A 15,340-nucleotide genomic window follows, 5' to 3' on the forward strand; every position below is an offset into this window, starting at 1 on the left:
AACACATAAATTGTGCCGGAACGATCGTTGGGCATTGCCCAGCGCGCTGTGCAGCGTAAAACTACACGTTTCGATTCAGAGAATGGCATGCCCGAAGACCGACCGGTAACACTGACAAAACGGACGCTAGACAAGGATCTCGACAAACTCAGCTATGTCGAGGATGCGGCGAACCATGTCACGAAACGTCTGATCGCTCCAGGCCTTGGCCTGATCTTCCTTGGCTTCGCCATGTTTGTTGCCGGCATTTATGTGCTGGACCGGCCCGGCGCGACGCTGGTCATCGCCGCCGTCGCGCTTGCAGGCTACATGGCCATGAATATTGGCGCGAAGGACGTCGCCAACAATGTCGGCGCGGCGGTCGGCGCCCGCGCCATCACCATGACGCAGGCTCTGGTCATGGCGGCCATCTTCGAAATTCTCGGCGCCACGATTGCCGGCGGCCCCGTTATCAAGACCGTTTCAACGCATATCGTCGATACAGACCGGATCATCAACAGCGGCAAGCTCGCCTGGCTGATGATGGCGGCGCTGCTATCGGCCGCGCTTTGGATCAATTTCGCTACCTGGCTGAAAGCGCCGGTCTCGACCACGCATGCCATCGTCGGTGCCGTGGTGGGCGCGGGTACCGCCGCCGTCGGGCCTGATATGGTCAACTGGCATGTGTTGGCGGCGATCTCAGCCGGCTGGGTGGTGACGCCCTTTCTGGGTGGCACGATCGCCGCCGGCATGCTCTTCTTCATCAAGACCTTCATCATCTATCGCAACGACAAGATCGCCGCGGCCAGATATTGGATCCCCATTCTCATCGGCCTGATGGCCGGCGCCTTTACCGCCTATCTTGTCCTGCAGCTCGCGCCCAGGGATACGGTCGTCGGCCTCCCTACCCTTGCGATCGGCATCGGCGTCGGTCTGGTGACGTGGTTTAGCGCAAGACCATTCGTGGTGGCGCAGTCCGTCGGGTTGGAAAACAAGAACAGCGCATTGCGCAAGCTTTTCCGCCTACCACTGATCTGTTCGGCGGCGCTGATGTCCTTTGCGCATGGGGCCAATGATGTTGCAAACGCCATCGGCCCGTTGGCGGCGATCGTGCGCAGCGTCCGCCAGGGCGACAGCCTCAGCATCGTCGCTGGCGCCACCGGCCAGACCGTGCCCTTCTGGGTCGTGCTGATCGGCGGCTGCGGCATTTCCGTCGGCATCCTGCTTTACGGCCCGCGCCTGATCCGCCTCATCGGCTCGCAGATCACCAAGCTCAACCCGATGCGCGCCTATTGCGTGGCGCTGTCGGCGGCACTCACCGTCATCGTCGCCTCCTGGTTCGGCCTGCCCGTCAGCTCTACCCATATTGCCGTCGGCGCGGTCTTCGGCGTCGGCTTCTTCCGCGAATGGTACACCAGTCGCTCGAGACGGCGGCTGGACTACATGCGACAGAAGGCCGAAGCCTCCGGAATTGTCTGGAGCGACATGGAAGAAGCCGACGAGCATAATCCCGACGAAATCCATCGCCGGCGCCTCGTGCGCCGCTCGCATTTCATGACCATCATTGCCGCCTGGGCCATCACGGTGCCGGTTTCAGCCCTGCTTGCAGCCGCGGTATATTGGGCTATGGTCGCGCTCTTCATTTAAGAGGTTACCCATGCGCGCCAATTTCCGCATGCAGCGGCTGTTCGTGGTTTCGGATATCAAGGCAAATGCCGGCATCGAGGCCGATCAGGAGCAATTCAACTATCTCGCCAATGTGCTGCGCATGGAGGACGGCGCGGAGCTGTTGATCTTCAATGGCCGCGACGGCGAATGGAAAGCACGCATCTCCTTTCCCTCGCGCAAACGCATCCTGCTGACGCCGGTCGAAGAGACACGGCCGCAGCCCGCCGCTTCCGATCTTCACTATCTCTTTGCACCACTGAAGGTCGGGCGGCTCGATTATCTCGTGCAGAAGGCGGTGGAGATGGGCGCCGGCCTCTTACAGCCCGTCATGACCCAGCATGTGCAGGGCAAGATCACCAATCTTGACAAGGTCAGGGCCAATGTCATCGAGGCGGCCGAGCAATGCGGCATTCTCGGCATTCCCGATGTCGCCGAACCGGTAAAGCTCGCCGATCTCCTCGAGCGCTGGCCGAGGGATCGCCGCATCATCTATTGCGACGAGGGCGACGCCGGCCAGAACCCGCTGCCGCTTCTCGCAAAGATCAAGGAGAAACATCTGGCGCTGCTGGTCGGCCCGGAGGGCGGCTTCTCGGAAGAGGAACGCGCGCTGCTGCGCAGCCTCGACTTCGTCACCGCTATCCCACTCGGCCCACGTATATTGCGCGCCGACACTGCGGCAGTGGCAGCCATGGCGGTTATCCAGGCTGCGATCGGGGATTGGAACTAGCACCTGTTTATTTGAATTCAACTGTAATTCATGGCCTCCGACAAGAGGCTGTGATGAGCGATTTGTTTCTACCGAGCGAGTACCAGATGGCGCGGATCGAGCCGTATTCCTTTCGGGCAGGCTTGACGCTATGCGACAATGATCACCGGCCGATCGGCGATGCAATTCTATCAATCGAAATGGCTTCGCATCGCCACCACATCAAATACAGCAAGCATACATCTTGAGCAGGTTCAGCTCTTTCCGAGCGTTGTCGGCTAGTCTCTCCTCATCTTTCAGATATCTCTAAATAAAACTATTAATATTATCGTGCGCCAATACGAAACATCTGCGTTAAGTCATGCATTAGATACACTTTAACTGTATAGTTTTCAAAAATTACGGTAGAATTTCGTTAATATTTCTGTGGTTGTTATGACTCGTCTGCATGATGCAGATGTAAATTTAGAGAGCCATGATATGCTTGATTTGCCCAAGATAATGCCGTTGTTACTGTTTGCTGCCATCGTCGTTTTATTTTTTCGCTGGGTGGTCGCAGACATGAACAAGTGAGCCGCATTTACTTGTCCAATTTTATCTTCTCCTATGATGTAGATTAGCGCTTGGCCTGCCCGATACCGCCCTGGTTTGCAGAGGGGTGGGCCAAGCGCGCGAGATGAACATCTTCGGCCTTAGCTCTAAGAGCGGCTCGTTGCGATCGCGATCGTATTGCTTCTTAAGCGGAAACGGCGACAACCAGCACTCGCGACGAACGGTACAGATTCGCAGGCCGGCCTCAGTTGGTCGGCGGAGACCCGCCGTTCTCCTGTAGCGCCCAGAGCTTCGCACCATAAGCAGGCCATCAGCCCACCACGGCAAATGCCGTGGCAACGATCAGCAGGACGGCCAGGGAGATATTCACCGCCCTCGAAATGGCCGGATGCCGAAGGAAGCGCGAGAGCGCGGCGCCGACAAGAAGCCATATCATATGGATGGCGACGATCATTCCCGTCAGCAGCGCGATCTTGACCGTCGCATCGAGCAACCGCCGATCCTGAAACGGGCTGACGCCGGCGAAGACGGCCGCAATCGCCAAATAGGCTTTCGGATTGGCGATCGCCAGCAGGAAGCCGCCGGAAAACACGGGAGCGGCGACCTGATCGTCACGGCGCGCCAGTGGCGGTGCCGTAGCAATCTTGACGGCGAGATAAAGGATATAGGCTGCCGAAACCGCTGTCAGCACGAGCGCGCCATGTGGCACGGACAGCAGAAACGCGACGACGCCGGCCGCCACGGCCAGGAGTACAGCGACCGTGCCGGCGATGAGGCCGGATACGTAGCCAAGCGATCGTCGGAAACCATAGGCCGCGCCCACCGCCGTCGCGCTGATCGTCGACGGGCCAGGACTGCCCATGATCACCAGCGACGCTACGAGCAGCGTCAAGATGGGATAGAGACCCATTTCATCGAACATTGATATGCTCCGATCTTTGACTGTCGAAGCAAAACTATCCACGGGAATGGCGAGCCGTCTTGAACGCTTGTGCAAGTGCGCCGCCGAATGACCCCATTGTGGGGCATCTCCGAGACACACGATCCTATTTTTTTGAACTGCTCTTGAAAGAAATTCACTTGCACCGTACCTCAATTCGCTGCAATCACCCTTCTAATCGGCCCGCGTCTTGCGCGGGCTTCTTTCCGAGATCAAGGTAATACCATGGCGCGCGATACTACCGACCAGACCCCGCTCTCCTCGGTCTCGGACATGACGGCCTATCTGGCCGCCGGCAACAAGCCCAAGGAGCAGTTCCGCATCGGCACGGAACACGAGAAATTCGTGTTCTTCCGCGCCGACAACAGTCCCGTGCCCTATGCCGGTGACGCCAGCATTTCCGCGCTCCTGAAGGGCTTGCAGGCGAAGTCCGGCTGGGATCCGATCCTCGACCGCGACAACATCATCGGGCTCGCCGAGCCGACCGGCATGGGCGCGATCTCGATCGAGCCCGGCGGCCAGTTCGAGCTCTCGGGCGCGCCGCTCGAAACCATTCACCAGACCTGCAAGGAATCGAACCAGCATCTGGCGACGCTGCGCGAGATCGCCGAGCCGATGGGCATCCGTTTCCTCGGCATCGGCGGCAGCCCGAAATGGACGCTGGCCGAGACGCCGCGCATGCCGAAATCGCGTTACGACATCATGAGCCGCTACATGCCGAAGGTCGGCACCGAAGGTCTCGACATGATGTACCGCACCTGCACGATCCAGGTGAACCTGGACTTCTCCTCGGAAGAGGACATGCGCCGCAAGATGCGCGTATCGATGAAGCTGCAATCGCTGGCGACGGCGCTGTTTGCCTCCTCGCCCTTCACCGAAGGCAAGCCGAACGGCCTCTCCTCCTGGCGCGGCGAGATCTGGAAGGACACCGACAACCGCCGCGGCGGCCTGCTCGACTTCACCTTCCGCGACGATTTCGGCTTCCATGACTATGTCGAATGGGCGCTCGACGTTCCCATGTATTTCGTCGTCCGCGACGGTCGCTATCACGACTGTACCCACGTCACCTTCCGCCAGTTCATGAACGGCGCGTTGAAGGGCGAGATCGCTGACTGGGAACCGACCATGGGCGACTGGACGAACCATCTCTCCACCCTCTTCCCCGATGTGCGCCTCAAGCGCTTCCTGGAAATGCGCGGCGCCGACGGCGGCCCGTGGCGGCGCATCTGTGCGCTACCGGCCTTCTGGGTCGGCTTATTGTATGATGATGCGGCCCTTGCCGCTGCCGACGAGCTGACCAAGGACTGGACCTTCGAAGAGGTCAATACGCTGCGCGATATCGTGCCCGTGCAAGGCCTGAAGGCCGTGATCAAGGGCCACGGCCTGTTCGACGTGGCCCGCGAGGTCATCGGCATTTCCCGCGGCGGTTTGAAGAGCCGTGCGCGGCTGAACGGCGACGGCCAGGACGAAAGCGTGTTCCTGGCGCCGCTCGAGGAAGTGCTCGCCAAGAAAGGCACGCTCTCCGACGATCTGCTGATGCTCTATCACGGCCGCTGGAACCAATCGGTCGAACCGGTCTTCGAGGAATATCAGTACTAGCAGCCCGTCCTTGCCCCGGTTGCCGGAGCAATAGGCCGATAGAAACCGGTATGCGCCCTCTTTTTTCCCGCTATACTATTGGAACTGCTGTCTCCTGATTCCGAGGCGGCCAAATAACGGGGGAAGGAACTTCGATGCTGCCACTCTTCGACATGATGATGCAGGCACAGAACGGCGCTGCCACCGAGGCGATGGCCAAGCAGTTCAACCTCGCGCAGGAACAGGCGACCAAGGCCATGGCGGCGCTGATGCCCGCCTTTTCCTCCGGCTTCAAGCGCAGCGCCACCGACCCCTACAACTTCATGGGCGTGATGCAGGACATCACCTCCGGCAACTATGCCAAATATTTCGAGGACATGAGCAAGGCCTTCACGCCACAAGGCATTGCCGACGGCAATAATGTGCTGGGGCGCCTGTTCGGCTCCAAGGAAGTATCGCGTGCCGTGGCCGCGCAAGCCGCGCAGATGACCGGCATCGGCCAGGACATCTACAAGCGCATGCTGCCCGTCATGGCCGACGCGCTGATGGGCGGCCTGTTCAAGGAAACCAGCGGCCAGATGCCTCAGATGGCCAATCCTTTCCTCAACACGGCGATGGGCGAGATGATGCAGAACTGGCTGCAGAGCATCGGCTTTGCGCCAAAGCAGCAGCCGACACCGCAGGCGAGCATCTTCGACAATCCCTTCACGCAGGTGATGGAACTGATGTTCGGCGCGCAGGCGGTCGAGCGCGAAAAGCCCGCTGCCGCCAATCCCTTTCTCGACAATCCCTTCGCCAAGGCTTTTCAGGAGATGATGCGCAACGTCTCGACGGCTTCAGAGCCGCCGAAGGAGGAGCCGAAAGCCAAGCCTGCGGCCCCCGGCGTCGACATGGCCGCCTATACCGAGATGTTCAACGCCATGTTCGACAGCGGTCTGGAAGTGCAGAAGAACTATCAGAAGAACATGGAAGCGATCTTCGACAGCTACAAGCCGGCGGAAGGTAAGCCCGCGCCGAAATAGATGTGACGATGGGCAGATCTCGCGGTGGAAGACATGATCACAAAGTCTTTTCTGCAACGCAATCTTCGTTGGAAAAAAACGGATGATGCGGAATTCGCCTATACGGCTGTCGATCCAGGCGAAGGGGCGCTGGTTATCCGGCTGAACGACTTCCCTGCGGAACCACTGTATACGCTCCTGTGTGACACAGTGCCGATCGAGAGCTTCGATGATTGGCCTGAGTTGTGGCAAGTTGATTGAGTCTTGCCGAAGTTCCCGTCAAACCGAATGAGCAGATGGCCAATACGCCGCTCCCGCTTGGCGTTTGCGGCCGTGCGGTTGCCTATGCCGTCAGCCGAAATTCCGGTTTCGCGGATTTGCATATGATTTACGCAAGAAAAGCACAAAATAAAGCAACGAGCCTAGTTTTCGTGCGAAACTCTTGACTTTTTCCCTGCGCAGACAACAATATTGATGAGGGCAGGAAAATATACTCCAACATACTGACGGTCGCCTTTCCACCTGTGCCAGGTAATGGATTTTTAACCATGAAATTGGAGGGCAGTATGGACAATTTCTTCATTACGAGAGACTTCGACTGGCAGATACGGCGATCGTCCAATATCGACAGGTTTCTTAATTTGCTCACCAGGCGGTTCGGATTTAACGCCAACACCGCCGATATGATCGACCGGTCGATCTACAAATTTACCGGCCTTAAGTTTTCGCCGACCCGTTCGGGAATTTCCACGAATGTGGAGCAGAGAATGAACATGTACCATCTGGTTTCTCAGGCGCTTGCCTATGACATAGATGGAGATCTGGTCGAGGTTGGCTGCAATGAGGGCCAATCATCCGTGCTCATCACAAAAGTCATAAACAGCTTCAATTCCGATAAGAAACTGCATGTTTATGACAGCTTCGAGGGGCTTCCGTCCGCACGAAGCGAAGACGGAAATTCCTACAAGAAAGGCGATCTGGCAACATCGCAGGGTGTGCTGATCAATAATTTCGCGGCACATGGCTTGGAGCCGCCTGTCATCCACAGAGGATGGTTTGAGGACACGCTCTCGCAGGGTTTGCCGGATAGGATATGCTTTGCGTATCTGGATGGCGATCTCTACGATTCAATATTGGTCAGCTTGAAGTATGTGTATCCTCGCCTTTCCAGAGGAGCCGTTTGTCTTATTGACGATTATTGCGATCCAAGCATCAACCCGGATGGTTGGAACCATTTGCCCGGCGTCAAAAAAGCCTGTGACGAGTTCATGGCGGATAAGCCGGAGAAGATTTGCTACATCTATTCCGGCTCATTCACACATGCGTATTTCCGCAAAAGCCTGAATTAGACAGCGCCGACAGCTCCAATCGGCGCGAGACCCCGACATTCTCCAGAAAAACCTCGTCATGACTGACAACCAGAAGCGCGCCGTCATAGGCACGTAACCCCGCCTCGACGGCGGCGATGGAATCAATATCGAGATGGTTTGTCGGTTCGTCGAGGATCAGCAACGAGGGTGGCGTCGGGCCGCCGAGAACGCAGGCCAGGCCAGCGCGCAGCAATTGCCCGCCGCTGAGCGTGGAGACGAGCTGAAGTGCTGCATCCGCCCTGAACATGAAGCGGGCAAGAGCAGCGCGGCAGGCGTTTTCATCCGCTTGCGGGTTAATCCGCCGGAAATTGTCGCGGATCGAGAGAGACGGATCGAGCAGGCTGACCTGCTGGTCGAGCATGGAAAACGTGGTCATGACACGCATCGTTCCCGTCCAAGGTTCAAGCTCTCCCGAGATCAGCGCCAGCAACGTCGTCTTGCCCGAACCATTCGCGCCGGTGACGGCGATCCGCTCCGGCCCTGTGATGTCGAAAGACAGATCGTGGATGATCGGCTGGTTTGGCCGGTAACCTGCCGCCACTCCGTCGATCGTCAGGACGATCTTGTTGGCCGGCAGCCCGGTCGGCGGAAGCCTGACGGACAAAGGCTGGAGGATTTCGATGCGACGGCGGGCGGCGGCGGCCGCATCAACCGCTTCGGCGCGCTGGCGTTCGGCAAGCCGCGCATTTTCGCCGCTGGTCATCTCGCTCCGCTCCTTCATCCCGCCCAGCAGGATACGCGGGATGCCACCCTTGGCGGCCTTTTTCTTGCCGGCGCTGTCTCTGCGCGCCTGCCGCTCCACCGTCGCCTGCGCGGCGCGGGCAACTTCAGTGACGCGCTTTTCGGCATTGGCAAGATCGTGTTCGGCCGCCACGAGTTCGAGTGCCTTGCGCTCTCGGTAATGGCTCCAGTTGCCGCCGTAGCGGGTGGCGCCGAGCGAGGTCAGCTCGACGATTGCGTCCACCGTGTCGAGCAGTTCCAGGTCATGGCTGACGACGATCGCGCCGCCGCGCCAGCTTGCGAGCAGAGCGATGACTGCGTCCCTGCCCTCGCGGTCCAGATTGTTGGTCGGTTCGTCCAGAATGAGAAAATCGGGGTCGGTAAAGATCAGTGCGGCAAGGCCGGCGCGCGTTCGCTGGCCGCCAGATAGCGCCGCAAGCCGTGTCCGAGGGTCCGCATCGAGGCCGGCGCGATCGAGTGCGGAGGCAATTCGCGCTTCCAGCATCCAGTCCGCCGGAGCCAGCTCCTCGGCCGTCGCCTCCCCCGCCTCCGCGCGACGAAGAACCGCTAGCGCTTCCCTTATCTGAAAGAGATCGGCGATGGTTTCGTCAGGTTCGACCTGGACGCTCTGGCGGAGCACACCGAGGCTACCCGCAAAGGATATAGCCCTGGATTGCGGTTGCAGCTCGCCGGCAATGAGCTGCAAGAGCGTCGTCTTGCCGACGCCATTGCGGCCGACAAGGCCGGTGCGCTCGGCGCCGAAACTCAGATCGAGATTGGAAAAAAGCGGCCGGCCGTCAGGCGTGGACCACGAAAGATTGGAAAGTGTGATGGATGCAGGCATGGATATGGAATTCCCCGGCAACAAGGCTGAAAGGCATTGTGATCGGGTTGAAATCCATTGCGGCACACATCCTGTTGGAATGACGGGTGCCGATAATTTAAGCGACAACCATTTTCAGTTCAAGCCTACGCCTCGATAGTGTCGAGGAAGCTGAGGACACGGCTCCAGGTCAGATCGGTAGCCTTGGCATCATAGTCGGGCAGACTGGCGTCGGTAAAAATGTGGCCGGCGCCGCGATAGGTGAAGATATCGGTCGCGACACCGGATCGTGCGGCGGCCAACCGCCAGGCGGCAACATCCTCCGCCGGCTCGAAAGGATCGGGGTCGGCAAGATGGAGCTGCAAGGGCAGGCCCTTGCGGGCATTGCCGGCAATCTCTGCAATACTGTGCAGGAAAAGGATGCCGGCGGTCTGTGGCCGTTTCGGCCAGAGACTTGTCGCGACGGCAGCGCCAAAGGAAAATCCGCCCAGGACGGTTGAGGCAGGCAAGCCGGCCATCGCCCATTCGGCACGCTCGCAAATGGTCGCCCAGCCGATCTCGTCCTTGAGCTTGAAGCCTTCATCGATAGAGCGGGCGGTCTGGCCATCATAGAGATCGGGCGCAAATGCCTTGTGCCCGGCGGCCTGTAACCGCGCGACGGCCTCATGCTCAAGCGAGCGCAATCCATAAACGGAATGAAAAAGGATCACCGTCGCCATTGTCATCGTCCTCGCATCTTAGCTGCGCTGTAACATAAGGCATTCGAAACACATGGCAATTTCCGCGAGCATCTTTTTCGTCGCCCGAAGCTTCTGCCCGAAAAGAAAAAACCCGGTGTCGGCACTGAGGCCGGACACCGGGCAAGAAGCAGGGCTTATTGGCTATCACCCTGCGGGGAAACGGTTGGCCAGCGTCAGCGGCGAATGCTGTCGAGGCCGAAGAGGCGCGCGCGTTGACGCGCCGAAGTGCTCAACTGACAGGACGGATCCTCGAAGAAGGTCGAGGTCGTCAGCGCCGACATCAGGTCCTGGCGTGTCAGGCCGATATCCATCAACTGGCTGTCGTTCAGCTCATGCAGATAGTTGATCTCGCGGCGATTGCGAAATGTGCGCCAGACCTTTGCCATCTTATCGAAAGCAAGCGTCAGGCGTACCGTCAGGGGCAGCGACGGCTTTGCGTGGCCGAGATGTAGTGTCCGGTCTGTCGTGCTCATTTCAAGGTCCTTTCCTTCAGGCACGCGCTAGCCGAGCCCCTTCCCGGTGGTGCGGGCAAGGGGTTGGCTGGGAGGAATTCAGCAGGAAGTCTGTCGATTGGTATGCTGATTTGCATTAGGAAGATGCCAAACACCTATTGATCAGTCCAACGAATGTTTCTAATGGTAAGCATCAAACTCTTTTATAGGTGAGATCATGTCCGCGCCGCTTGATAACGATCAGTTGCAGACCTTCATCGCCATCGTGGATTCCGGCAGCTTCACCAAGGCGGCCGACCGGGTGTTCAAGACGCAGTCGGCGGTGTCCATGCAGATGCGCCGGCTCGAGGAGCGCGTCGGCAAGCAGCTCTTTATCAAGGACGGGCGCGGCAACCGGCTGACCGCCGAGGGCGAAAAGCTGCTCAACTATGCCCGCCGCATCATCCGCCTGAACAATGAAGCGATCGCCGCCTTCGACGACAACCGGCTCGAAGGCACGCTGCGCATCGGCACGCCCGACGATTATGCCGACCGCTATATGCCCGAGATCATCGGCCGCTTCGCCAAGACGCATCCGAATGTCGAGCTCTATATCGTTTGCGAGCCTTCCGTCGATCTCGCCGAGCGCATGCATCGCGGCGAACTCGATATCGCGTTGGTCACCCATAATCCGCGCGAGAGAATGTCGGATGTGGTGCGGACCGAGCCGCTATGCTGGGTCGGATCGGCCAATCATCCACTCAAGGACGATGCTCCCATTCCGCTGGCCGTCGGACGACGCGACTGCCCGTGGCGTCAGCTTGCCTGCTCGGCACTCGATGCCGGCGGCCGCGACTATCAGGTCCTGTTCACGAGCTGGTCCTGCACCGTTGTCGCGTCCGCAGTCCTTGCCGGCATGGCGGTGTCGGTGATGCCGGAATCGGCGCTGCGCACGGGCATGAAGGTCCTGACCCAGGCCGACGGCTTCCCGCCGCTGCCGCCGGTGCAGATCGGCATCATGAAGCGGCCGGGCCTTTCTGTGTCGCTGATGAACGCCATTACCGCCCATATCTCAGCCTGCCTCGATAACATCACGCCGGCGGTGATCGACGACGATCTTGATGGCGAGGTGAAGACCTTTCCGCGCGCCTATCCGCGCCTGCGCGCGGGGCATATTCTGCCGGGTTGGTGAGAGTTATGGGCAGTAGCGAGAACCTACTGGCCACTGCCTGCTCCTGCCGGATCCGCTAACAGCGTCGCCCGGATCACCTGTTTCCACTCGTTCAGCATGCGGACCGCCAGCGCCTTGTCGCTCATGATGGCGAGGCGGACGGAGGCGCCGATCAGGTGGCTGAAGAGCTGGGTGCGAGCCTGCAGATCGATGGAACTATCGGCCGGGAGGAAGGGTTCGATACCCTTGAGAAAGATCTCGGCGACACGATTGCTGTGCTGGATATTGAGCTTCAGCAGATCCCCGTCCATTTCCGTCCCGAGCCACACGCCCATATAGGCCGGATCACCGCGAAACTCGCGATAGTACCAGTCGATCGTGCCGCAAACGAGATCGACGGCATGATCGAGCGACGTTACGGTGGCGAAGACTTCTATCGTCTTCTGTTGAACGAGAAGCGCATGGCGGTCGAACAGCGCCGTGACGATCGCCGCCTTTTCGGGAAAATACTGATAGACGGAACCGATCGGCACGCCGGCCACGGCAGCGAGTTCCGTCATCTTCATGGCGCTGACGCCTTTTTCCGCGATAAGCTGCGCGGCCGCCGCCAGAATGACATCGACGCGCTGGATGCTGCGCTCCTGTTTCGGCTGCTTGCGGAATTCGATGCGGGCAGGTTTTTCCGGGCTCATGCATTTCCCGTTTCATTGTCACAAAAGCGACGCCCGAAGACGCGGGCAAGCTATGCCTCAGGCATACTCAATGGACGTAAAGGGGAAAAGTCCAATTTTACATGCAATATGTAATAACGCATTCTCGCCGAGTCGACAAAGGCCGAAGCATGCTTCGGCCTTTGTCTTCGCATGAAAGCGACGCTGCGGGCCGCTCAGGCCGGCATGGCCTGCGTAACGGCGAGCCAGACGGCAAGCCAGGCCCACATGCCACCAAGGACGATATAGCCAAGGGCGAAAAGTGGGCTGCGGTAGCGCAGATTGTTGCTGGTGACATGCACATAGGCGTGGGCATAGCGCGTGGCGACGAAGAGCCAGGCGAGGATCACGGCCGGCAGATTATCCGCCTGGGCGATGAACAGCGTGATGCAGCAGGCATGGAAAAGGACGGGGAGCTCGAACTGATTGGCGATGCAGTTGCGCACCACCAGACTCTCCGTCGCCTCATTGGCGGCATGGTTCTCGCGAAACTGCGATAGCCGGATCTTGCCGGCCTTGACCAGATCGCGCCGGCGCAGGCCCAATAGTCCGTAGAGAATATAGACAAGCCCCGCATGGGCCACCATGGGCCACAACATTTCATAACCGGTCACGCAGCCGACTCCTTTACGATTTCAAAGCGGCTGAAGCGACCGCTCAGGACGGCTTGGATCCGCCGGGAGACAGGTAGCGAAAAATCGAGAAACGGGCCAGCAGAATGATGGTGATGACCAGCGACAGGAACTTCAGCCGCACGATGATCGGCAGCAAGCCCGACAGCAGCGCCACGGTTCCGTCCGACGGAGCAGCCGGCGGATAGAGCAGCAGGCCGGCAATATTCTCCGCATAATCGACAATCCCATAAAAGACCGGCAGGCAGAAAATGACTGCGGTCGCGCCCGGCGGAATGGGGCGGCCGAAGAAGAAACCGCCAGGGCCGATCAGGCGCATCAGGCAAAATAGCAGTCCGGCCAGTACCAGCGGGAAGACCAGCTCAGGACCCAGATACATGGAATGCAGGATGGCGGCAGGATCAGGGTGATCCTTGAGGTAACGCACCATGGCAACGACATCTTCGGCCTCATAGCCGCCGATGCGCGCGTCCAGCATCTGCTGGCCCGCCGCCGCATTGCGGAAGGCGGTGACGAAGCCCGCGTAGATCCAGGCGAACAGCGCCAGGGACATGGCAGCGAGCACCGCCGTCAGGCCCTGTAGGGACCTGACATTGCCTTCAGCGCCATTCCGCATCGATCAGCCGCCGGAGCCAGGATAGTTCGGGCTTTCGCGGGTGATGGTGACGTCATGGGCATGGCTTTCGCGCAGGCCCGCGCCGGAGATACGCACGAAGGTGGCGCGCTCCTGGAAGTCCTTGAGATCGGCGCCGCCGACATAGCCCATGGCCGCCTTCAGGCCGCCGGCGAGTTGGTGCAGCACGCCCGAGACCGGCCCCTTGTAAGGCACCTGACCTTCGATGCCTTCCGGCACCAGCTTCAGCGTGTCGCGAACTTCCGCCTGGAAGTAGCGATCGGCCGAGCCGCGCGCCATCGCACCGACGGAACCCATGCCGCGATACGCCTTGAAGGAACGGCCCTGGTAGAGATAGACCTCGCCCGGGCTTTCATCCGTGCCGGCAAGCAGCGAGCCGACCATGGCGGCCGACGCGCCGGCGGCAATCGCCTTGGCCAGGTCGCCGGAATACTTGATGCCGCCATCGGCGATAACGGGGATATTCTGATCCTGCGCCGCCTGAACCGCCGACATGATGGCGGCGAGCTGCGGCACGCCGACGCCGGCGACGATGCGGGTCGTGCAGATGGAGCCGGGGCCGATGCCGACCTTGACGGCGTCCGCGCCGGCATCGATCAGCGCCCGCGTGCCGTCATAGGTGGCGACGTTGCCGGCCATGATGCGAACCGAATTGGTGAGCTTCTTGACGCGGGTGACGGCATCGAGAACGCGCTGCGAATGGCCATGGGCGGTATCGACGACCAGGAGGTCGACGCCAGCTTCGATCAGGCGTTCGGCGCGCTCGAAGCCGTCGTCACCAACGCTGATGGCGGCGGCGGCGCGAAGGCGGCCCTGCGCATCCTTGGAGGCGTTCGGGTTGAGCTGCGACTTTTCGATGTCCTTGACGGTGATCAGGCCGATAAGACGGCCCTCGCCGTCAACGACCAGCAGCTTCTCGATGCGGTGCGTATGCAGCAGGCGCTTGGCTTCCTGCTGCTGTACGCCATCGGCAACCGTGATCAGGTTTTCGTGGGTCATCAACTCGTGGATCTTCTGCTCCGGATTGGAGGCGAAGCGGACGTCACGGTTGGTGAGGATGCCGACCAGGCGCTGCGACTTCTCGACGACAGGGATGCCGGAAATGCCGTGGGCCTTCATCAGGCCGAGCGCGTCGGCCAGCGTCGCGTCGGGGCCGATCGTCACCGGATTGACCACCATGCCACTTTCGAACTTCTTGACCTGGCGGACCTCTTCGGCCTGCTGCACGGGGGTCAGATTGCGGTGGATAACGCCGAGGCCACCGGCCTGGGCCATGGCGATGGCAAGACGGCCTTCCGTGACCGTATCCATGGCGGCCGACATGATCGGCAGATTGAGCTCGATATCCTGGGCGATGCGGGTGGCGATATTCGTCTGGCCGGGCATGACCTCGGAGTGTCCCGGCTGCAGGAGCACGTCGTCGAAAGTAAGGGCGTCTAACCCGGTTGACGTTTCGATAATGCGAGCCATTGCCAATTCCTTCGTCTTTAAAAAACAGGACAGCTCCGGAACGAATCGTCTACCGGGCGATCTTGCAAGTGTTGCTTGGAAGTTGGCGAGGGCTGGTAACACGTCTATGACAGGAAGGGAATAGTAAAATGCGCCGGATGGCCGCAAGCCAGCCCGGACGCAAATGCATAGCCGGTCTCGGAACGAGTTTCCCATCATTCCTGCGTCAAACTGCC

Annotated in this window: 16 protein-coding genes; 8 read left to right on the plus strand and 8 right to left on the minus strand. The window is 59.8% G+C overall.

Features of this window, described 5'->3' with window-relative positions; genetic code table 11:
• Nucleotides 1–87 precede the first annotated feature (87 nt).
• From AC1RO0_RS21160 to AC1RO0_RS21170, 3 genes are read left to right on the plus strand one after another with little or no spacing between them, the layout of a single operon-like run.
• Nucleotides 88–1,626 (plus strand): inorganic phosphate transporter, encoded by a 1,539-nt coding sequence (locus tag AC1RO0_RS21160; RefSeq protein WP_498594759.1) that lies wholly within the window; start codon nucleotides 88–90, stop codon nucleotides 1,624–1,626.
• A 10-nt stretch (nucleotides 1,627–1,636) separates the two neighbouring features.
• The gene (locus tag AC1RO0_RS21165; RefSeq protein WP_498594760.1) at nucleotides 1,637–2,374 is read left to right on the plus strand and encodes a 16S rRNA (uracil(1498)-N(3))-methyltransferase; all 738 of its coding nucleotides are present in this window, start codon (nucleotides 1,637–1,639) and stop codon (nucleotides 2,372–2,374) included.
• A 53-nt stretch (nucleotides 2,375–2,427) separates the two neighbouring features.
• Nucleotides 2,428–2,601 (plus strand): hypothetical protein, encoded by a 174-nt coding sequence (locus AC1RO0_RS21170; RefSeq protein WP_498594761.1) that lies wholly within the window; start codon nucleotides 2,428–2,430, stop codon nucleotides 2,599–2,601.
• A gap of 614 nt (nucleotides 2,602–3,215) precedes the next feature.
• Here AC1RO0_RS21170 and AC1RO0_RS21175 read toward each other — a convergent pair.
• The gene (locus tag AC1RO0_RS21175) at nucleotides 3,216–3,827 is read right to left on the minus strand and encodes a LysE family translocator (protein WP_498594762.1); all 612 of its coding nucleotides are present in this window, start codon (nucleotides 3,825–3,827) and stop codon (nucleotides 3,216–3,218) included.
• 243 nt (nucleotides 3,828–4,070) lie between these two features.
• Between AC1RO0_RS21175 and AC1RO0_RS21180 the strand changes: the two genes are divergently transcribed.
• From AC1RO0_RS21180 to AC1RO0_RS21195, 4 genes are all read left to right on the plus strand, one after another.
• Entirely contained in the window at nucleotides 4,071–5,444 is a 1,374-nt protein-coding gene (locus AC1RO0_RS21180; protein ID WP_498594763.1) for a glutamate--cysteine ligase, read from the plus strand.
• A 134-nt stretch (nucleotides 5,445–5,578) separates the two neighbouring features.
• A complete protein-coding gene (locus AC1RO0_RS21185; protein WP_498594764.1) occupies nucleotides 5,579–6,445 on the plus strand; it encodes a DUF937 domain-containing protein in 867 nt (288 codons plus the stop codon).
• A 33-nt stretch (nucleotides 6,446–6,478) separates the two neighbouring features.
• Nucleotides 6,479–6,685, plus strand: coding sequence for a hypothetical protein (locus tag AC1RO0_RS21190; RefSeq protein ID WP_498594765.1), 207 nt, complete (start codon nucleotides 6,479–6,481; stop codon nucleotides 6,683–6,685).
• 305 nt (nucleotides 6,686–6,990) lie between these two features.
• The gene (locus AC1RO0_RS21195; RefSeq protein ID WP_498594766.1) at nucleotides 6,991–7,773 is read left to right on the plus strand and encodes a TylF/MycF/NovP-related O-methyltransferase; all 783 of its coding nucleotides are present in this window, start codon (nucleotides 6,991–6,993) and stop codon (nucleotides 7,771–7,773) included.
• Here AC1RO0_RS21195 and AC1RO0_RS21200 read toward each other — a convergent pair.
• From AC1RO0_RS21200 to AC1RO0_RS21210, 3 genes are all read right to left on the minus strand, one after another.
• Nucleotides 7,739–9,358, minus strand: coding sequence for an ABC-F family ATP-binding cassette domain-containing protein (locus AC1RO0_RS21200; RefSeq protein WP_498594767.1), 1,620 nt, complete (start codon nucleotides 9,356–9,358; stop codon nucleotides 7,739–7,741). The genes AC1RO0_RS21195 and AC1RO0_RS21200 overlap by 35 nt on opposite strands.
• A gap of 125 nt (nucleotides 9,359–9,483) precedes the next feature.
• Nucleotides 9,484–10,056 carry a dienelactone hydrolase family protein gene (locus AC1RO0_RS21205; RefSeq protein ID WP_498594768.1) on the minus strand — a complete coding sequence of 191 codons (573 nt, stop codon included), beginning with the start codon at nucleotides 10,054–10,056 and terminating at the stop codon, nucleotides 9,484–9,486.
• Between the two features lie 194 nt (nucleotides 10,057–10,250).
• Nucleotides 10,251–10,550, minus strand: coding sequence for a YjiS-like domain-containing protein (locus AC1RO0_RS21210; RefSeq protein ID WP_498594769.1), 300 nt, complete (start codon nucleotides 10,548–10,550; stop codon nucleotides 10,251–10,253).
• Nucleotides 10,551–10,746: 196 nt separating this feature from the next.
• On the opposite strand from AC1RO0_RS21210, the gene AC1RO0_RS21215 reads away from it, so the two are divergent.
• Nucleotides 10,747–11,700: a LysR substrate-binding domain-containing protein gene (locus tag AC1RO0_RS21215; protein ID WP_498594770.1), complete on the plus strand. Its 954-nt coding sequence runs from the start codon at nucleotides 10,747–10,749 to the stop codon at nucleotides 11,698–11,700.
• A 23-nt stretch (nucleotides 11,701–11,723) separates the two neighbouring features.
• Here the strand turns inward: AC1RO0_RS21215 and AC1RO0_RS21220 are convergent, their stop codons facing one another.
• The 4 genes from AC1RO0_RS21220 to guaB form a co-directional block, all read right to left on the minus strand.
• A complete protein-coding gene (locus AC1RO0_RS21220; RefSeq protein ID WP_498594771.1) occupies nucleotides 11,724–12,371 on the minus strand; it encodes a TetR family transcriptional regulator in 648 nt (215 codons plus the stop codon).
• Between the two features lie 194 nt (nucleotides 12,372–12,565).
• Nucleotides 12,566–13,003: an MAPEG family protein gene (locus AC1RO0_RS21225; protein ID WP_498594772.1), complete on the minus strand. Its 438-nt coding sequence runs from the start codon at nucleotides 13,001–13,003 to the stop codon at nucleotides 12,566–12,568.
• Between the two features lie 43 nt (nucleotides 13,004–13,046).
• Entirely contained in the window at nucleotides 13,047–13,637 is a 591-nt protein-coding gene (locus AC1RO0_RS21230; protein WP_498594773.1) for a hypothetical protein, read from the minus strand.
• A 3-nt stretch (nucleotides 13,638–13,640) separates the two neighbouring features.
• On the minus strand, nucleotides 13,641–15,125 hold the full coding sequence (gene guaB / locus AC1RO0_RS21235) for an IMP dehydrogenase (protein ID WP_368510878.1): 1,485 nt from the start codon (nucleotides 15,123–15,125) through the stop codon (nucleotides 13,641–13,643).
• Between the last annotated feature and the right edge of the window lie 215 nt (nucleotides 15,126–15,340).

Source organism: Rhizobium sp. GW821-FHT14E12 (genome assembly GCF_058803745.1).